At 71.4% G+C, this 17,440-nt stretch carries 18 protein-coding genes; 7 read left to right on the top strand and 11 right to left on the bottom strand.

The genetic code is table 11. The features are described 5' to 3' along the window. Nucleotides 1-189 precede the first annotated feature (189 nt). From ACGFZA_RS03785 to ACGFZA_RS03755, 7 genes are all read right to left on the bottom strand, one after another. Nucleotides 190-1,776, bottom strand: a complete 1,587-nt coding sequence (locus tag ACGFZA_RS03785; RefSeq protein WP_393676921.1) for a dipeptide ABC transporter ATP-binding protein — start codon at nt 1,774-1,776, stop codon at nt 190-192. Then, a complete protein-coding gene (locus ACGFZA_RS03780) occupies nt 1,773-2,762 on the bottom strand; it encodes an ABC transporter permease (RefSeq protein WP_385275454.1) in 990 nt (329 codons plus the stop codon). The genes ACGFZA_RS03785 and ACGFZA_RS03780 overlap by 4 nt, the downstream gene beginning before the upstream one ends. After that, complete coding sequence (locus tag ACGFZA_RS03775; RefSeq protein WP_393676918.1) at nt 2,759-3,742, bottom strand: ABC transporter permease; 984 nt, start codon at nt 3,740-3,742, stop codon at nt 2,759-2,761. Before ACGFZA_RS03775 ends, ACGFZA_RS03780 begins: the two co-directional genes overlap by 4 nt. A 2-nt stretch (nt 3,743-3,744) precedes the next feature. Next, on the bottom strand, nt 3,745-5,472 hold the full coding sequence (locus ACGFZA_RS03770) for an ABC transporter substrate-binding protein (protein ID WP_393676916.1): 1,728 nt from the start codon (nt 5,470-5,472) through the stop codon (nt 3,745-3,747). Between the two features lie 225 nt (nt 5,473-5,697). Then, nucleotides 5,698-5,793, bottom strand: a complete 96-nt coding sequence (locus ACGFZA_RS03765) for an Ms4533A family Cys-rich leader peptide (protein WP_326738590.1) — start codon at nt 5,791-5,793, stop codon at nt 5,698-5,700. A 156-nt stretch (nt 5,794-5,949) separates the two neighbouring features. Next, nucleotides 5,950-7,296, bottom strand: coding sequence for a DUF3152 domain-containing protein (locus tag ACGFZA_RS03760; protein ID WP_393676913.1), 1,347 nt, complete (start codon nt 7,294-7,296; stop codon nt 5,950-5,952). An 8-nt stretch (nt 7,297-7,304) separates the two neighbouring features. Then, complete coding sequence (locus ACGFZA_RS03755) at nt 7,305-8,270, bottom strand: alpha/beta fold hydrolase (protein ID WP_385275467.1); 966 nt, start codon at nt 8,268-8,270, stop codon at nt 7,305-7,307. A gap of 109 nt (nt 8,271-8,379) precedes the next feature. Here ACGFZA_RS03755 and ACGFZA_RS03750 point away from each other — a divergent pair, with 109 nt between their 5' ends. The 4 genes from ACGFZA_RS03750 to ACGFZA_RS03735 all read left to right on the top strand — a co-directional run bounded on the left by ACGFZA_RS03750 (nt 8,380) and on the right by ACGFZA_RS03735 (nt 10,256). After that, nucleotides 8,380-8,595, top strand: coding sequence for a hypothetical protein (locus ACGFZA_RS03750; RefSeq protein ID WP_385275470.1), 216 nt, complete (start codon nt 8,380-8,382; stop codon nt 8,593-8,595). A gap of 168 nt (nt 8,596-8,763) precedes the next feature. Further along, nucleotides 8,764-9,405 (top strand): TetR/AcrR family transcriptional regulator, encoded by a 642-nt coding sequence (locus tag ACGFZA_RS03745; protein WP_385275473.1) that lies wholly within the window; start codon nt 8,764-8,766, stop codon nt 9,403-9,405. A gap of 131 nt (nt 9,406-9,536) precedes the next feature. After that, nucleotides 9,537-9,764 carry a DUF3107 domain-containing protein gene (locus ACGFZA_RS03740; protein WP_024490505.1) on the top strand — a complete coding sequence of 76 codons (228 nt, stop codon included), beginning with the start codon at nt 9,537-9,539 and terminating at the stop codon, nt 9,762-9,764. A gap of 222 nt (nt 9,765-9,986) precedes the next feature. Continuing rightward, nucleotides 9,987-10,256 carry a hypothetical protein gene (locus tag ACGFZA_RS03735; protein ID WP_385275476.1) on the top strand — a complete coding sequence of 90 codons (270 nt, stop codon included), beginning with the start codon at nt 9,987-9,989 and terminating at the stop codon, nt 10,254-10,256. 24 nt (nt 10,257-10,280) lie between these two features. On the opposite strand, the gene ACGFZA_RS03730 is transcribed toward ACGFZA_RS03735, so the two are convergent. After that, nucleotides 10,281-11,015, bottom strand: coding sequence for a ferritin-like fold-containing protein (locus tag ACGFZA_RS03730; protein ID WP_326738584.1), 735 nt, complete (start codon nt 11,013-11,015; stop codon nt 10,281-10,283). 475 nt (nt 11,016-11,490) lie between these two features. Here ACGFZA_RS03730 and ACGFZA_RS03725 point away from each other — a divergent pair, with 475 nt between their 5' ends. Both ACGFZA_RS03725 and ACGFZA_RS03720 read left to right on the top strand, forming a co-directional pair. Beyond that, entirely contained in the window at nt 11,491-13,428 is a 1,938-nt protein-coding gene (locus ACGFZA_RS03725; protein WP_393676909.1) for a DEAD/DEAH box helicase, read from the top strand. 100 nt (nt 13,429-13,528) lie between these two features. Then, the gene (locus ACGFZA_RS03720) at nt 13,529-14,374 is read left to right on the top strand and encodes an alpha/beta fold hydrolase (RefSeq protein ID WP_385275482.1); all 846 of its coding nucleotides are present in this window, start codon (nt 13,529-13,531) and stop codon (nt 14,372-14,374) included. 42 nt (nt 14,375-14,416) lie between these two features. On the opposite strand, the gene ACGFZA_RS03715 is transcribed toward ACGFZA_RS03720, so the two are convergent. Continuing rightward, on the bottom strand, nt 14,417-15,304 hold the full coding sequence (locus ACGFZA_RS03715; protein WP_385275485.1) for an NYN domain-containing protein: 888 nt from the start codon (nt 15,302-15,304) through the stop codon (nt 14,417-14,419). 222 nt (nt 15,305-15,526) lie between these two features. Here ACGFZA_RS03715 and ACGFZA_RS03710 point away from each other — a divergent pair, with 222 nt between their 5' ends. Then, a complete protein-coding gene (locus ACGFZA_RS03710; RefSeq protein WP_198676864.1) occupies nt 15,527-15,679 on the top strand; it encodes a hypothetical protein in 153 nt (50 codons plus the stop codon). Between the two features lie 95 nt (nt 15,680-15,774). Here the strand turns inward: ACGFZA_RS03710 and ACGFZA_RS03705 are convergent, their stop codons facing one another. Next, the gene (locus ACGFZA_RS03705) at nt 15,775-16,380 is read right to left on the bottom strand and encodes a MarC family protein (protein ID WP_385275488.1); all 606 of its coding nucleotides are present in this window, start codon (nt 16,378-16,380) and stop codon (nt 15,775-15,777) included. A 169-nt stretch (nt 16,381-16,549) separates the two neighbouring features. After that, complete coding sequence (locus ACGFZA_RS03700) at nt 16,550-17,416, bottom strand: PHP domain-containing protein (protein ID WP_393676905.1); 867 nt, start codon at nt 17,414-17,416, stop codon at nt 16,550-16,552. Nucleotides 17,417-17,440 lie beyond the last annotated feature (24 nt).

Here is a 17,440-nt window from a genome sequence, read left to right as displayed (position 1 = left end):
CCTCTCCCTACCTCCGCCTTTGTGCGGGGCCGCGTTTGGTGGGGCTACCCGCCGGGGCCCCACCTTATGCGTATCCGCGGGTGGGGCGCCGGAGGTTTGCCCGCCCCACCACCGAAAGGGGTGAACCGTCGTAACTTTCCCGCCCCGGTAGCGTTCTGTCGCGCTATAGAAGCAGTGCGTTACGCAGGGTCAGGCTGCGGCCAGCTCCTTGCGGGCCGCGCGGCGCACCGCCGCGAGCGCCGGATCGAGGGCCGGCACGGCCGCCAGCAGCTGCCGCGTGTAGGGGTCGCGGGGGTCCGCGTACACCTGCTCCACCGGTCCCTCCTCGACGATCCGGCCCCGCCGCATGACGGCGACGCGGTCGCTGACCTGCCGTACGACGGCGAGGTCGTGGGCGATGAAGACCAGGGCGAGTCCCAGCTCCTGCTGGAGTTCCGCCAACAGCGCGGTCACCTGGGCCTGGGTCGTGACGTCGAGGGCGGAGACCGCCTCGTCGCAGACGATCAGCTCCGGTTCGGCGGCCAGCGCCCTGGCAATCCCGACGCGCTGGCGCTGTCCGCCGCTGAACTCGTGCGGATAGCGGTCGTACTGCTCCGGGTCGAGCCCGACGCGCTGCAGCAGATCGCCGACGCGCGCCCTGATCACGCCCTCGTCGCGCTGTCCGCGCGCCCGCAGGGGGTCGGCGACCGACTCGCCGACGGAGCGGCGCGGGTTGAGCGAGGAGACCGGGTCCTGGAAGACCATCTGCACCCGGTCCACCCGGGTCAGCCGTCCGGAGGTGGGCTCCAGCAGGCCGACGAGCATCCGCCCGAGGGTGGTCTTGCCGCTGCCGCTCTCGCCGACGATGCCGAGCGTCTCGCCGCGGCGGACGGTGAGGGACACCCCGTCGACGGCGGCCAGTGCGGACCTCTTCCGGCCGAACACCTGCCCGACGTTCTCGGCCTCGACCAGCACCTCTCCCGCGGCGTCCGCCTTCCGGCCGCCGCCGGCGGTCCCCGTCTCCGGGGCGATGCGCGGCACCGCCGACAACAGCGCCTTCGTGTACGGCTCGCGGGGCGCGCCGAGCACCTCGGCCACCGGACCGCGCTCCACGGCGATCCCCGACCGCATGACCAGCACCTCGTCCACCGACTCCGCCGCCACACCCACGTCATGGGTGACCAGCAGCAGCCCCATGCCCGTCTCGCGGCGCAGATCGTGCAGCAGGTCGAGGATCTGGGCCTGGACGGTGACGTCCAGCGCGGTCGTCGGCTCGTCGGCGATCAGCAGCTGCGGCTCGCAGGCCAGCGCCATGGCGATCAGCGCCCGCTGGCGCATCCCGCCGGAGAACTCGTGCGGCCGGGACCGGGAACGGCGTACCGCGTCGGGAATCCCGACCCGGTCCAGCACTTCGACGGCCCTGGCCCGCGCCGCCCGCCGGGAGACGCGGTGGTGGACCCGGTACACCTGGGCGATCTGGTCGCCGACGGCGTAGTACGGGTCCAGCGAGGAGAGCGGGTCCTGGAAGACCATCGCGGCCTTCGCCCCCCGCAGCCCGCGCAGTTCCGTGTCGCCGGCGGCCTGGACGTCCACGCCCGCGACCCGGATCGAGCCGCCGACCTTCGCACCGGTGCCCCGGTGCAGTCCGAGCAGGGCGTACGCCGACGCGCTCTTGCCGGAGCCGGACTCGCCGACGACGCCGAGCGCGCCGCCGGCCTCCAGCGAGAACGACAGTCCGCGCACGGCGTGCACGTCGCCGAACGAGATCGAGAGATCGGTGACCTCGACCAGACTCATGAGAGCACCACCCGTCGGTCGGCCATCGCCTGGAGGATGTCCGCGACGGCATTGGCAAGGACGACGAAGAACCCGGTGACGAGCACCAGACCGACGACGACCGGGAGGTCCACCTGCTTGACGGCCTCGACGAGTTCGCGCCCGACTCCGGGGATTCCGAAGAGGGACTCGGTGAGCACGGCGCCGCCGAACATCGAGCCGACGTCGAGGGCGCCGAGTGCGATCACCGGGGCGAGCGCGCCGCGCAGGGCGTGCCGTCCGACGATGGTCCGCTCGCCGACCCCGTACGCCCTGAAGGTGCGCACATGGTCCTCGGCGAGCGTCTCCAGCATCGAGGCCCTGGTCATCCGGGCGTACGGGGCGGCGGAGATGAGCGCCAGCGAGATCCAGGGCAGCAGCAGGTTCCAGGCCCACTGCTCGGGGTTCTCGGTGAACGGGACGTAGTCGGGGAACGGCAGGATCTGGAGCGCGGTGACGCAGATGATGATCAGCAGCAGCCCGATCACGAAGACGGGCGTGGCCATGCCGGCCAGGGTGATCCCGGTGAGGATGCGCTCGGTGACGCGGCCGCGCCGCCACACCGAGAGCACCCCGGTGCCGACTCCGAGCACCATCCACAGCACGAAGGCGCCGACGGCGAGCGAAGCGGTGGCGGGCAGCTTGGCGACGATCAGCTGGGTGACCTGCTGACCGCTCTGGTACGAGAGTCCCAGGCACGGGGCCTGGCAGTGCACGACACCGGTACCGGTGGAGTAGTCGCGGCCGGCGACCAGGGCCTGGAGGAAGTGCGCGTACTGCACGTAGAGCGGGTCACCGAGATGCAGTTGTTCGCTGACCTGGGCGACCTGCGCCGGCGAGCAGCGCGGCCCGCAGGCGATCTGCGCGACGTTGCCGGGGGCGACGTAGAAGGCCGCGTAGACGACGACGCTGAGGGCGAGGAGGACGAAGAGCGCCCCGCCGAGGCGGCGCAGCAGGAACCCGCTCATGCTCCGGCCTCCTTCTTGCGCCCGGTGCCGATCCGCAGCCGGGAGGCGGCGCGGGGGTCGAGCGCGGTGCGCACGCCCTCACCGAGGACGGTGAGCGCGAGCACGGTGACGAAGAGCAGCAGGGCCGGGATGAGCAGATAGGTGGGCGCCGCCTGGTACCAGGTGTCGGCGTCGCTGAGCATCTGCCCCCAGGACGGGGTGGGCGGCTTGATCCCGACGCCGAGGAAGGACAGGGCCGCCTCGACGACGATGTTGGCCGGGAAGAGCAGGACGGCGTACGTGATGACGGGGGCGGCCAGCGCGGGCAGCAGTTCGCGCCGGGCGATCTGCCAGGAGCCCCAGCCGCTGAGCCGCGCGGCCGCGACGTGGTCGCGCGACTTGAGGGACAGTGTCTGGGCGCGCACGATCTTCGAGATGCCCGACCAGCCGACCAGGCCGACGATGACGGCGATCAGTACCGGTCGGGGGAAACCGGCCGGGACGACCGCGAGCGCGCCGAGCGCGGTCACCATGACGGGCAGGGCGACCACGACGTCGGTGATCCGGCTCAGCGCCTGGTCGACGAAGCGGTTGCCGAGACCGGCCGAGAGGCCGACGACGACACCGATGGCCACCTGGAGCAGGGTCGCTCCGAGCGCCACGCCGAGCGAGACCCGGGCGCCGTACGCGACGCGGGCGAACAGGTCGCGTCCGGTGAGCGGTTCGACGCCGAGCCAGTGCTCGGCGCTGATCCCGCCGAAGGAGCCGAGCGGCACCCCGCCGGTCGCGGAGTCGACGAGGCCGGGGTGGTACGTGGTGGGGTTCTGGCCCTCGATGCCCGTGAGCAGGGGTGCGGCAAGCGCGAGGAGGACCAGCAGGGCGACGACGGCGGCCGCCACCAGTGCGGCGCGCGCGGTGCGCAGCCGCTGCCAGAACGGATGGGCCCCGGAGGCGGGGGCCGGCACGGCCCCCGCCTCCTCGACCAGCAGTGCTTCGGCCATGGTTACTTGACCGCGACCTGCGAGATGTCGAGCACGCCGGTCCAGTCGCTGATCACGACGTTCTTGACGGACTCGCCGTACAGGCGCTTGTAGACCGGGTGGAACAGCGGCACGGTCAGCGCCTGCTCACCGACCTTCTTGTCGAGCGCGCCCCAGCGCGCGGCGGCGGCCTTCAGGTCGGTCAGCTTGTTGATCTCGTCGATCTCCTTGTTGACCGCGGGGTCGTCGAACTGGGCGGAGTTGAAGTTGTATCCGGCCTTGACGATCTGGCGTCCGTCGAAGATCGGCGCGAAGAACGGACCACCGGAGGGCCAGTCGGCACCCCAGCCGCCGAGGAAGAAGCCGGGCTCGGTCTTCACGTTGTAGACGGTGTCCGAGTAGGCGTTGTCCTCCAGGCCCTGGAGCTTGACGGTGATGCCGGCCTTCTTCAGCGCCTCCTGGAGCGCGGTGGCGATCTCCGGGCTGGTCTCGAAGTTCTTGTCGTTGTTGTGCGTGAGGGTGACCGTCAGCCCGTCGGGGTAGCCGGCCTCCTTCAGCAGTTCCTTGGCCTTGGCCGCGTTGCCGGACTTGCCGGCCGGGAAGGCGTCGTACGGCGTGTAGCCGAACGACGCCTGGTCGGGCAGGAAGGTGGTGGCGGGTTCGGCGAGCGAGGAGCCGCCGGCGGCGTTGACCACGGAGGTGCGGTCGACGGCGTACGAGATGGCCTGGCGCACCTTCGGGTTGTCGAACGGCTTCACCTTGGGGTTGAAGGCGATGTAGTTCGTGTAGCCGAAGTGGCCGGTCCCGACGCGGGCGGCGAGCTTCTTGTCGCCGCTGACCTTGGCGAGTTCGGCCGGGCCGAGGTTGGTGTCGGTGGTGACGGCCGCGGCGTCGGTGCCCTGGGAGGCGGACAGCCGCTGGTTGATGACGGCGGAGTCGAGCCCGGAACGGACGTCGATCCGGTCGGGGTAGGCCTTGCGCTCCTCGTCGGTGGCTGCCGACCAGTGGGTGTTGCGCTCCAGGACGAGGCGCTCGCCGTCCCCCTCGTTCCTGACGACCTTGTACGGCCCGGAGGAGAGGGGGTGCTCCTCGTACTTGGTGCCGGTGTCCTTGGCCTTCGGCACGGGGGTGGTCTGGGTCTGCGTGGCGAGGAAGGGGAACTCGCCCTCGGGCTTGTTGAGGTGGAAGACGATCGTCTTCGCGTCGGGCGTCTCGATCGAGTCGAGGCCCTTCTTGTCCTTGTACGGGCCCTGGTAGTCGGCCCCGCCGATCAGCCAGTCGCGCAGGTAGGGCGCACCGCCGGAGAGCTCGGCGGCGAAGGAGCGCTCGATGCCGTACTTGATGTCGGCACTCGTGATCGCGGTGCCGTCCTCGTACTTGATGCCGTCCTTGAGGGTGTACGTCCAGACGGTGGCGTTCTTGCTGGGCCTGCCCAGGTCGGTCGCCAGGTCGGGGACGACCTTCGAGCCCGCGGCGCCGTTCTCCCGGTTGCGGGTGGTGAGGGTGCGGAAGACGAGGGAGGGGACGTTGCCGCCGCCGGAGGTGTAGAGCCGCGCGGGGTCGAAGTCCTCCTGCGGGCTGCTGTTGAGGACGGTGAGCGTGCCGCCCTTCTTGGGCGCGCCCGCTGCACCGGAGGTGCCGTCGCCGCCCTTGCTGCTGCCCTCGGGCCCGCAGGCCGCGGCGCCCGCTGCCACGAGGAGTACGGCGGCGGCCGCTGCTGTGCGGCGCGATATGACGGACGGATGACGCATCGGAAGATGACCTCTCGGAGTACTGCCTGAACGGAGGGAACAGAAGGTGATGTCCGTGCAGGCGGCGACGAGAGGCATGTGCACACGACCGGTCGGAGCGAGTGAAGGTGACCGGAACACTGGAACTGCCGCGCCTGCGGACGGAGTACGCCCGGGCGCGGCAGTCGGGGAAGGGCGGTCCGGGCCATAGGGCTCGGACGGGGGGCCGACGCGCGCGGGCAGGCGTCAGCAACAGTCGATGTCGGCGACGCTGTGCCCGGTCACGCCGATGAGCGCCAGCTCAATGGCGGCGCGATCGGAGGTGACGAGGCTGCGTGACATGCCGAGAAATATCGGCCAAGGCCCGCCCGATGTCAACGCAATCTGAGACAGGCATCTCACCATGCGGACACCCGTTCCGGGCGGGCGCTTCGCGAGCCGCCCCCGCACACCCGCCCGGGGTGGCCCCGCGGCCACCCCGGCAGGCCCGCCGCGGGCTCAACCCTTCGGGTACACCCAGGGGTTGGGGCGGCACTTGATGCCGTCGATGTCGAGGGACTTGGTCTGCTGCTGCATCACCGGAGCGAGGGCACCCTTGGTGCCGCAGCTCACATGGTTGTGCCCCAGCCGGTGGCCCACCTCGTGATTGATCAGCATCTGGCGATAGGCGAAGAGCTTGTCCGGCCCGAAGGTGGAGGAGCCCTGGGCCCAGCGGTACGCGTTGATCATCACGCGCTCGGTGGCCGCGGAGTCACAGGAGACGTTGTCCTCCGTGGTGTCCAGCCCCGATTTCTCGCACCACTCGCCGGTGGTCCCCGGACTGGCCAGCGTGATCACGAAGTCCGGCTCACCGGCGGAGATCCGCTCGAAGGTCATGTCCCCGTCGTGCGCCCAACTCCGGTCGTCGTTGAGGGTTTTCTGTACCGCCTCGGCAAAGAGCGCGGAGTCGAGCCCGAGGCCCTTCTCGATGTCGATCCGATAGCGGTACCTCTGCCCCTTGCCCGGAGCCTTCGCCGTGCCGGCGACCGCCTGGAACTTCCCCGAGGCGGTCAGCTTCGGCGCGAGCGGATAGGCCTTGGCCATTTTCTGCTCGTACGAAAGGGGCTTGACCGCCGCCGCCTTGGGCGCGGGCGTCTTCCGGACGTCGGAGCGCGAGGCGTCGCCCTCGCCCTCGCGGTCCACGCCCGCGGCCTGCGCCGCGCCGGACCGGCTGCCGCCGTCGTGGGCGACCTGGCCCGCCACGATCACCGCGAGCACGGTCGTGACCGCGGCTGCGGCGATGCCGGTGAAGGTGCGGCCCTTGCCGGCCTTGCCGCCCTTGGCGTCCCTGGCGTCCTCGGCGGGAACCTCCGCGGACGGCGGGCGCTCGTCCCACTCGGTGACGGAGCGGTACGGATCGGCCGGGCCGGAGGGAGCGGTGGCCGGACGGCGGGACGCGGACGGAGCGGGCCGGCCGTCGAACGCCTCGACGAACTCGCGTCGCGGTCCCGGTACCAGCGGTCCGGCTGCGGTGCCCTGGGCGTTCCGCTGCGCCTGCGGGGCCTGCGGACCCCGTGGCCCCTGCGGCCGTCCCGGCGCCTGCGCCGGCCGTTCGCCGTACCGGCCGACGGGCCCGGTCCCCCAGCCGCCGCCGGGTTCACGCTGTTCGGGGTGGCCGCCGCGCACCTGGGGCGTGCCCTGGAACGGGGTGTGGCCGTCGGTGCCCGGAGCGCCGTCCCCCGGCCGTCTGCGCCGGCCGCTGCCGGCGACGGGCCGGGCGCCCTCGCGCCCCGTTTCCGCGTTCGCCTCGGCCGGCCCGGACTCGGGCGCCGTGGGCGCAGGGCCCTTTCGGCTGTGTCGTCCCACGCCCCAAATCAGCTCCCGCCGCATTCGTCGAGCAGTTCCCGGAACGCCTGGGCGACCGCCTCCGGGTACTCCATCATCGCCACGTGCCCGGCGTCGGGCAGTGTCAGCAGTCTCGCATCGCGGAAGGCCGCGGACGCCCTGCGTGCCATCCGGGGCGAGACGAGCCTGTCCCGTCCGCCGTACACGAGTTGGGTCGGCGCCAGCACCCGCTCGGCCTGGCGCCACAGCCCGTGCTGACCGCCCAGTGTGTACGCGTCGACGATGCCACGTGCCGAGCGCGCCATCGCGTCCCAGAAATACGGCAGCGCCAGCCGCCGCTCCATTTCGGCCACCGCATGACGGAAGGCGTCCGCGGAGACACGTGCCGGATCGCCGTAACAGAGTGCCATGACTCCGCGGGTGCGTTCTTCCGCGCTCCAGCCCCGGGTCATCCGGGCGAACAGGGACACGATCCCCGGAACGGCGAGCAGCGCGGTCGGCGTGGCCGACCACTGCACCCGGATCTCGGGCAGTGCGGGCGAGATCAGGGTGAGGGTACGCACCAGGTCGGGACGGACCGCGGCGACCCTGGTCGCCACCGCCCCGCCCAGCGAGTTGCCGATCAGGTGGACGGGACCGCGCTCCCCGGCGTCGAGGAAGCGGATCACCGCGCGGGCGTGGCCGGTGACCGAGTAGTTGCCGTCATCGGGCGGCGGGGAGTCCCCGAAACCGGGCAGGTCGAGCGCCTCACTGTCCACCACGTCCTGGAGCAGCGGCATCAGCGCGGACCAGTTCTGCGAGGATCCGCCGAGCCCGTGCACGAAGAGAGCGGGCGGCAGCCCGGTCCGCTCCGGCGGCCGCGAACGGACGGCCAGCGTCAGCCCGGGCAGCGTGACGGAGCGAAGCCTCTCCCCCTCGGCGACCCTGACGGCGCTCACCGTGGGGGCCACCGCTGCGGCGGCGGCACGGACTCCCGGCAGCTCGGTCGAAGACATGCGGCAATGTTACGAGACGATCACACCGTGGTTCATGTGTTCGCCGTCACAGACCGCATGGCGGCTTCGGGGGGTAGCTCCTAGGCTCGGAGCAAGGAAGGGAGTCACCATGACGGTCGACCCCAGTGACCCGGAGACCTTCGAGGGCGTCCAGCCGGACGAACCCGACCAGGAGGCACCCGACGCGGACGCCGCCGAGCAGCGGAAGGATCTTCGTCCGCAGGACGACGAACCGCTGGCCGACGTCGACCGGGACCGTGCGAACGAGGCGGATGCGGCGGAGCAGGCCCGCCTCGTCCCACAGGATGAGGACGATTACCGCTGATACGCCCCGCTATGCGGCGGGGCGTACGGAAACTATGGCTACCGCAGTCGTCCGGTCCGTGAAATTCTGCGTCCGCGCCGCGCATACCGGGGTTACCCAAAAGTACGATGTCGGTAGGGCGCAGCGTGCACGGAACTGCTGGGTCCGATCACAATTTTGGGAGGCGGCGTGACAGCCATCGAGCAGACCGAGGCGGCGCGCCCGCGGGGCACTCGTTTGCCCCGCCGCGCCCGACGCAACCAGCTCCTGGGCGCTGCGCAGGAGGTCTTCGTCGCGCAGGGGTACCACTCCGCGGCGATGGACGACATCGCGGAGCGGGCCGGGGTCAGCAAGCCGGTGCTCTACCAGCACTTCCCGGGCAAGCTTGAGCTCTATCTGGCCCTGCTCGACCAGCACTGCGAGGCGCTGCTCCTGGCGGTGCGCACAGCGCTGGCGTCGACCACCGACAACAAGCTGCGCGTGGCCGCGACGATGGACGCCTACTTCGCGTACGTCCAGGACGAGGGCGGGGCCTTCCGGCTGGTCTTCGAGTCGGACCTGACCAACGAGCCCTCCGTCCGCGAGCGGGTCGACCGGGTCTCGCTCCAGTGCGCCGAGGCGATCTCCGACGTGATCGCGGGTGACACGGGGCTGTCCAAGGACGAGTCCATGCTGCTCGCGGTCGGGCTGGGCGGTGTGTCCCAGGTGGTCGCCCGTTACTGGCTGTCCAGCCAGTCCACCATCCCGCGTGACACGGCGGTACAGCTCCTCACCTCGCTGGCCTGGCGGGGCATCGCGGGCTTCCCGCTGCACGGCATCGACCAGCACTGACCGGACGGCCGGCGCCGGTGTTCGCTGCGGGCGTTGCCCGGTGAACGCTGCCCGGTCCCCTCAGCGGGCTAATGTGTGCTGCGTAGGGCGCGGTTCACCGCGCAGGGACTGACCGTCGGAGGGACATAGCCGTGGAGGTCAAGATCGGGGTGCAGCACACGCCCCGGGAGATCGTTCTGGAGAGCGGGCTTTCCGCCGAAGAGGTGGAGAGCGCGGTTTCCGAGGCTCTCGCCGGCAAGGCGCAGCTGCTCAGCCTCACGGACGAGAAGGGCCGCAAGGTCCTGGTGCCGGCCGACCGGATCGCCTATGTGGAGATCGGCGAGCCCAGCACACGACGGGTGGGGTTCGGCGCGCTGTAGCGGCACGCCCGGACGCAGAGACCGTGGAAGCGGCCCGGTGGGGGATTCCCCACCGGGCTGCTTTCCTTTGCGTCCCGGGGGACGGCGGGCCCCGCACCGGTGGGCCGATTCCTGTGAGGCGGCTGAGCGAAGCCTGTCCGTCGGAGGGTTGTCCTCCGCTGCCCGGGGGTAGTACCGCCTACGACCGATTTGCCCGCCCCCGCACCTGCGAGGTGATCGCCTGTGATCCTGGAAACCCTGGGCTCCGTCGTACTCGGACTCGCCCTCTCGTTGGCGGCCCTGCGCACCCTGGCGCCCCGGCTCCCGTCCCGCCGCGCCGTGCTCGGCACCGGCGCGCTGGGGGCCCTGTTCGGCGCCTGGCTCACGCACTCGGTGCTGGGATCGGGCCACGCGGCCGCCACGCTGGTCGGGTCGGTGCTGATCTCCGCGGTGACGCTGTCCCTGCTGCTGAGGCCGCGCAACCGCCGGCTCCGCCGGTCGGCGGCGGTCTGACGCCGCCGACCAGGGTCCATACACCTAGGCCGCCAGCCCCAGGGCCGCCATCCGCTTGGTGTGCGCCTCGGTGATCCGGGAGAACATCCGGCCGACCTCGGCCAGGTCGAATCCGTCGGCCACCCCGCCCACCAGCATGGTGGACAGCGCGTCGCGGTCGGCCACCACGCGCTGCGCCTGCGAGAGCGCCTCGCCCATCAGCCGGCGCGCCCACAGCGCGAGCCGGCCCCCGAGCCTCGGGTCGGCCTCGATCGCGGCGCGCACCTTCTCGACGGCGAAGTTTCCGTGACCCGTGTCGTCGAGGACGGCGAGGACGAGGGAGCGGGTGTCCGAGTCGAGCCGCGCCGCGACCTCGCGGTAGAAGTCACTGGCGATCGAGTCGCCGACGTAGGCCTTCACCAGGCCCTCCAGCCAGTCCGACGGCGCGGTCATGCGGTGGAAGTCGTCGAGGGCCTTGGCGAACGGCTCCATGGCCCCGGTCGGCTCCACCTCGATCGCGGTCAGCCGGTCCGTCAGCCGCTCGAAGTGATGGAATTCCGCCGAGGCCATCTTCGCCAGCTCCGCCTTGTCGGCCAGGGTCGGCGCGAGTTTCGCGTCCTCGGCGAGCCGCTCGAAGGCTGCCAGTTCCCCGTAGGCGAGTGCTCCCAGAAGGTCGACGACGGCGGCCCGGTACTGCGGCTCCGCGGACGCGGTGGCCCAGTCCTGGTCGGCGATTTTGGTGGATGCGGGGGTTTCCGTGGCGTTGTCAGGCGTCTCCATGGAGCGCAGAATAGCCCGCCCGGCGAGGGGTGCACGGGCCCGGCCGCCGACTGACGTCACACCGTTCCGATGAATTCGCCCAACACAGATGCGCGAATCCGGGGTACAGTGGTATTGCGCTTACTGAGCATTTTGCAACTGCTCGTTGCGCGAAATTGAATGAGGATGCCCGGTCGGTGGCCCGATCGGCTCCGACCCGACAGCCCTCCACGCGGTGCGTACGACACGTACGACCGCAGATGAGGGGCCCCCTCAGCGGCACGAGCGCTCGAGCGACGGCAGTGGTCCCGCGCCACCCGGCCCATCCACGGCCGGATGACCAACCCCGGCACGGTACGACCCCCTTCGTTCGCCTCGGACCGCGTTTCACAGAAGAGGCAGCACCCTGACTACGTTCCGAGACCTCGGGATCCTTTCCGAGACGGCCGAAGCCCTTGAGGCTGTCGGCATCACGTCCCCCTTCCCCATCCAGGAGATGACGCTCCCCGTAGCGCTCTCCGGCTCCGATGTCATCGGACAGGCCAAGACCGGCACCGGCAAGACGCTCGGTTTCGGCCTGCCGCTCCTGGAGCGCGTCACCGTCCTCGCGGACGTCGAGGCAGGCCGGGCCGAGCCCGGGAAGCTGACCGACGCCCCGCAGGCGCTGATCGTCGTCCCGACCCGCGAGCTCTGCCAGCAGGTCACCAACGACCTGCTGACCGCCGGCAAGGTGCGCAACGTCCGCGTGCTCGCCATCTACGGCGGCCGGGCGTACGAGCCCCAGGTCGAGGCCCTCAAGAAGGGCGTCGACGTGATCGTCGGCACCCCGGGCCGTCTGCTCGACCTGGCCGGCCAGCGCAAGCTCGACCTGTCGAAGGTCCGCGCCCTCGTCCTCGACGAGGCCGACGAGATGCTCGACCTGGGCTTCCTGCCCGACGTCGAGCGCATCATCACCATGCTGCCGGCGAAGCGCCAGACGATGCTGTTCTCGGCGACCATGCCGGGCGCGGTCATCAGCCTCGCGCGCCGCTACATGTCGCAGCCGACGCACATCAACGCCACGTCGCCCGACGACGAGGGCACGACCGTCAAGAACACCGTGCAGCACGTCTACCGCGCGCACAACATGGACAAGCCCGAGATGGTCTCGCGCATCCTCCAGGCCAACGGCCGCGGACTCGCGATGATCTTCTGCCGCACCAAGCGCACCGCGGCCGACATCGCCGAGCAGCTGGAGAAGCGCGGCTTCGCCTCCGGCGCGGTCCACGGCGACCTCGGCCAGGGCGCCCGCGAGCAGGCGCTGCGCGCCTTCCGCAACGGCAAGGTCGACGTGCTCGTCTGCACCGACGTCGCGGCCCGCGGTATCGATGTCGAGGGTGTCACCCACGTCATCAACTACCAGTCGCCCGAGGACGAGAAGACCTACCTGCACCGGATCGGCCGGACCGGCCGCGCGGGCGCCAAGGGCATCGCGATCACGCTGGTCGACTGGGACGACATCCCGCGCTGGCAGCTGATCAACAAGGCTCTGGACCTGAAGTTCCCGGACCCGCCGGAGACGTACTCCACCTCGCCCCACCTGTATGAAGAGCTCGACATCCCGGCCGGCACCAAGGGTGTCCTGCCGCGTACCGAGCGGACCCGCGCGGGTCTGCGGGCCGAAGAGCTCGAGGACCTCGGCGAGACGGGCGGCCGCGGCCGCAAGTCCGCCGCCGCGTCGGCCCCCGCGGTCCGCGAGGAGCGTGCTCCGCGTACGCCGCGCCAGCGTCGTCGCACCCGGGGCGGCTCCGCCGCGGAGGAAGGCGCCGTGACGGTGCCCGCACCGGCCACCGAGGCCACCGAGGCCCCCGAGGCCGCTGACGGCCCCTCCGAGCCGCGTACCCCGCGCCGCCGTCGGCGCAGCCGTGTCGGTGCCGCGGACGTCGCGGCCGTGGACACCGCTGCCGAGGCCGCGGTGGCCGTCGCCGAGGCTCCGGCCGTGGTCGTCGACATCGAGCCCGTGGCCGAGCCGAAGAAGCGGACCAGGACCAGGACGGCCAAGGCGAAGCCCGAGGTCGAGGTGGCGGTCGTGGTCGACGCCGAGCCCGAGGCCGAGGCCAAGCCGCGCCGCCGCCGTGCCCGCGCCGTCAAGCCGGTGACGGAGGAGGTCGACTTCCAGACCGCTCCCGTGGCCGAGCCCGCGCCCGCCGCGGCGACGGTCACCAAGCCGCGCCGCCGCGCCCGGGTGATCAAGCCCGTCGAGGACGAGGTCGACTTCCAGATCGCACCGATCGCCGAGCCCGAGTCCGACTCCAGGCCGCGCCGCCGCCCCCGTGCGGCCGCGAAGCCGAAGACGGAGGCCGTGGCCGTGGTCCAGACCCCGGCCGCCGAGGGCGAGGCCAAGCCGCGCCGGCGCCGCGCCCCGCGCACGGCCGCAGCCAAGTCCGAGGGCTGAGCACGCGTCAACGATCGCCGGACGGGCCCGAGGCACTGCCTCGGGCCCGTCCGGCGTTCCCCGGCATGACGGACCTGGCCCGCGGCCGTAACCTCGTGCCATGAGCAGGCCACCCACCTTCATCCCGCCGCCCTGCGCCCGTCCCCGCGCGCTGCGCACCGAGCGCGGGGACTTCGCCGTCCTGGACGCGGTGCCGCGTACGCCGTCACGGGGCACCGTCCTCCTGCTGCCCGGGTACACCGGCAGCAAGGAGGACTTCATCGCGCTGCTGGAGCCACTCGCCGCCGCCGGCTACCGCGCGGTCACGGTCGACGGGCGGGGACAGTACGAGAGCGAGGGAACGGACCGTCAGGAGTCGTACGCACAGGACGAGTTGGCGCGCGATGTGCTGGCCCAGGCGGCGGCACTCGACCTCGGGGACGGCGCGGTCGACCTGCTCGGCCACTCACTCGGCGGGCAGATCGCACGCGCCGCCGTGCTCCTGGACGCCTCGCCGTTCCGTTCGCTCACCCTGATGTCCTCCGGGCCCGCCGAGGTCGTCGAGGCCCAGCAGATCAAACTGAAGATCCTCGGTGACGCGCTCGCCACGATGAGCATGGACGACGTCTGGGCCGCCATGCGCGCCTTCGACCCGCCGGCCGAGGCGGAGACGGGCGGCGAGGAGCTGCGGCGGCGCTGGCTGCGCCATCACCCCGCGCAGCTGATCGCCACCGGCCGCCTGCTCGCCACCGAGCCGGACCGGGTGGCCGAGCTCGCGGCCGCGGGACTTCCGGTCCATGTGATCTCGGGCGAACGCGACGACGTGTGGCCGGTCCCGCTGCTCGACGCGATGGCGGAACGCCTCGGAGCGCGCCGGACCCGGGTCGAGGGCGCCGAGCACTCCCCCAACACGGACCGGCCGGGGCCCACGGCGGCCGCGCTCGCATCCTTCTGGGACGGCCTGTAAGCGGCTGCGAGGGCGCGGGCGGCAGCCGCGGGGCGGCAGCCGTCAGTACTGCGCCTGAAGGTGCTGCCAGAAGCCGTCACGCAGCGACCGGCGCAGATGGGCATGGCCGCGCAGCGAGTGCTGGAGCAGCCGTTCGGCCTCCACCAGCAGATCCTGGTCGACGGAGCCCGGCAGGTACGGATGCCCCGGCAGCAGGTCGGCCAGGGACTCGCGGCCGCGGGCGGAGAGCCAGGTGGCGGCGATCTGCGCCCCGACGAAGCGGACGTCCTCGCGCGAGGGTGCGGGGGCGTCCTCCTCATAGGTGGTGACGGGGCGTCTGGTCACGTAGGGGCGGCAGAAGTCGAGGTCGAAGGTGCGCTGGCTGTCGACCTCCCAGAGCAGCGGCTCGGCCTGGTTGCGCCCTTCCGCGGCCTCGATGCCCCACAGGTGGACCCGGGCCCCGTAGCCCTGCGCGGCCTCCACGGCCGATACCAGGTCCTCGTCGCCGCCGACCAGGGCGGCATCGCTGATGGCGCGGTGGCGGGCGAGGGATTCGAGGTCGGTGCGGATGAGTGAGTCGACGCCCTTCTGCTGGTTGTTGGCGTTGAGGTTGCCCAGCCTGACCTTGACGTCGGGCAGTTCGGCGATGGACTGCTGCTCGACGGTGTGGATCCGGCGCCTGGCCCCGTCGTACCAGTACACGCGCAGCAGCCTGCTGTCCGCGAAGATGGTGCGGGCCTTGTCGATGAAGGCCTCGATCAGCCCTTCGGAGTCGAGGTCGAAGGAGCGCCGGTCCTCGGTGCCGGTGACGAGCAGCCCGGCGGCGGCGTACACATAGCCCGCGTCCACGAAGATCGCGTGGGTCGACGGGGTCTTCGACACCTCGGCGAGCACGCGCTGGAGCAGTTCGTTGGTGCGGTCCAGGCGGTCGCCGATCTCTGCCTCGTTCATGCGGGCCTCGTCGCGGAATCCGTCGTCCGCGCATGCTCAGTTACCTGCTGGTACTTAGACATCCAAAAAATTTCCTTAGCGTAGGGAATGATTGCAGGGGGCAAGCCGTTGTACACACCGTGGGGCGCGGGACAGGAATGCCGTGCGCTCCACATCCTTGCGGACGGGTCCCCCGTCCTCCCAGTAGTTCTCCAGCAGGAGGATCAGACGAAGGGAAGCCATATGCGCTTCGAGATCATGCGACTCGACGATGTCGACGGTACCGCCGTGGACAGCACCGTCGTGGACGCCGCCTCCGTCAACCGGATCGTGCAGCAGGCCGCAGCAATCGGCCAGCGCATCTATATCCGCCCGGCCGAAAGCTCGGCTTCGTAACGCATTGCCGACGTAAAAAAGACGCCGACGTATAAAGACGCGAAGCGCCCCCGTACGGAAGATCCGTACGGGGGCGCTGTGGTGTCCGGGGCCGGTCAGGCGTTCTGGATGACCTGGGTGACGCCGTTGATGATCTGCTGGACGGCGATGGCGGACAGCATCATGCCCGCGAGCCTGGTGACCAGCACGACGCCGCCGTCCTTGATGACCCGGATGATCAGCAGCGAGTAGCGCATGGTCAGCCAGAGCACGACGTGCATGGCGATGATCGCCGTCCAGACCGAGACCTGGCTGCCGAAGGTGTCGGCGTGCTGCACCGCGAGGATCACCGAGACGATCGCGCCCGGTCCGGCGAGCAGCGGCATGCCGAGGGGCACGAGCGCCACGTTGACGTCCTTGGTCTGCGTCGGCTCGTCGGTCTTGCCGGTCAGCAGATCGAGCGCGATCAGCAGCAGGAGCAGTCCGCCCGCGATCATCAGCGCGGGGACGGAGACGTGGAGATAGTCCAGGATCTGCTGACCGAGCAGTCCGAAGACGGCGATCACGCCGAAGGCGACGGCGACCGCCTGCAGCGCCATCCTGCGCTGCATCCGGGCCGGCCGGCCGGCGGTCAGGGCGAGGAAGATCGGGGTGATCCCGGGCGGATCCATAATCACAAAAAGGGTGAGAAAAAGGGATCCGAAGACAGCGACGTCGAACACAGTGAGCCTTGCGAGGAGAGAGCGGAAATGCGGCGGGGAGGAGCGCACCGCGGCCCGGCTGCCGTCGCACGGGCGACAGCAGCGGCGGCGGACCGGTGCGCGGGGCGGGAACGAGCGGCGTCACACGGACGCGCGCCGGCGTGAGCGTGAAGGGGTGGCCTGTGGGCCGTTACGGGGCGACGGGTCCGCCGGCCCCCGGCACCGGGAAGGCTCCCGTGGCGCGCCGGGTGATCTCGCCGTAGATCTCGGGGTCGGTGGTGTACGCGCCGAGTTCCACGGTCTTGCGGCTGCCGTGGTAGTCGCTGGACCCGGTGGTGAGCAGGCCGAGCTCGCGGGCGAGTCCGCGCAGCCGGGCCCGGGTGGGCTCATCGTGATCCATGTGGTCGACCTCGATGCCGTCGAGCCCCGCGGCCGCGAGCTTCGCGATCGCGGACTCGGGGACCACGTCACCGCGCTTGACGGCGGCCGGATGGGCGAAGACGGTGACGCCACCGGCGGCCTTGACCAGCCGGATCGCGTCGAAGGGGTCGAGTTCGTGCTTCTCGGCGTAGGCGCGCCCGCCGTCGGCGAGCCACTCGGGCGTGAAGGCGTCGGAGACGGTCTCGACGACGCCGAGCTCGACCAGCGCGGTGGCGATGTGAGGCCGCCCGACCGAGCCGTCCCCGGCGATCCGGGCGACCTGCTCCCACTCGACCGGGACGCCCAGCTCGCGGAGCTTGCGCACCATGGTCTGCGCGCGCGGCACCCGGTCGTCGCGGACCAGCTCGCGCTCGCGCGCCAGCTCGGGTTCGTCGGGGTCGAAGAGGTACGCCAGCATGTGCAGGCCCACGCCGTCGACGCGGCAGGAGAGTTCGGCGCCGGTGACGAGGGTGAGCCCCTCGGGGAGCGCGGCCTTCGCCGCCGCGTGACCGCGGACGGTGTCGTGGTCGGTGAGCGCGACGACGTCGAGCCCCGCGGCGGCGGCGTTGCGCACCAGCTCGGCGGGGGTGTCCGTACCGTCCGACGCGGTGGAGTGGGTGTGCAGATCGATGCGCACGACACGTACTCCATTGCTCGCGGC

It is taken from the genome of Streptomyces sp. NPDC048211, from assembly GCF_043202315.1.
Classification (GTDB): Bacteria; Actinomycetota; Actinomycetes; order Streptomycetales; family Streptomycetaceae; genus Streptomyces.
Note: the sequence above shows the minus strand (reverse complement) of the source record. Positions and strands in the feature narration are given on the sequence as shown.

Excerpts from the sequence above, each read along its gene's own strand:
- ACGFZA_RS03755 (WP_385275467.1), bottom strand. The coding sequence starts at position 8,270 with ATGTCTTCGACCGAGCTGCCGGGAGTCCGTGCCGCCGCCGCAGCGGTG.
- ACGFZA_RS03775 (WP_393676918.1), bottom strand. The coding sequence starts at position 3,742 with ATGGCCGAAGCACTGCTGGTCGAGGAGGCGGGGGCCGTGCCGGCCCCC.
- ACGFZA_RS03715 (WP_385275485.1), bottom strand. The coding sequence starts at position 15,304 with ATGAACGAGGCAGAGATCGGCGACCGCCTGGACCGCACCAACGAACTG.
- ACGFZA_RS03730 (WP_326738584.1), bottom strand. The coding sequence starts at position 11,015 with ATGGAGACGCCTGACAACGCCACGGAAACCCCCGCATCCACCAAAATC.
- ACGFZA_RS03710 (WP_198676864.1), top strand. The coding sequence starts at position 15,527 with ATGCGCTTCGAGATCATGCGACTCGACGATGTCGACGGTACCGCCGTG.
- ACGFZA_RS03720 (WP_385275482.1), top strand. The coding sequence starts at position 13,529 with ATGAGCAGGCCACCCACCTTCATCCCGCCGCCCTGCGCCCGTCCCCGC.
- ACGFZA_RS03765 (WP_326738590.1), bottom strand. The coding sequence starts at position 5,793 with ATGTCACGCAGCCTCGTCACCTCCGATCGCGCCGCCATTGAGCTGGCG.
- ACGFZA_RS03770 (WP_393676916.1), bottom strand. The coding sequence starts at position 5,472 with ATGCGTCATCCGTCCGTCATATCGCGCCGCACAGCAGCGGCCGCCGCC.
- ACGFZA_RS03725 (WP_393676909.1), top strand. The coding sequence starts at position 11,491 with ATGACGCTCCCCGTAGCGCTCTCCGGCTCCGATGTCATCGGACAGGCC.
- ACGFZA_RS03785 (WP_393676921.1), bottom strand. The coding sequence starts at position 1,776 with ATGAGTCTGGTCGAGGTCACCGATCTCTCGATCTCGTTCGGCGACGTG.
- ACGFZA_RS03780 (WP_385275454.1), bottom strand. The coding sequence starts at position 2,762 with ATGAGCGGGTTCCTGCTGCGCCGCCTCGGCGGGGCGCTCTTCGTCCTC.
- ACGFZA_RS03750 (WP_385275470.1), top strand. The coding sequence starts at position 8,380 with ATGACGGTCGACCCCAGTGACCCGGAGACCTTCGAGGGCGTCCAGCCG.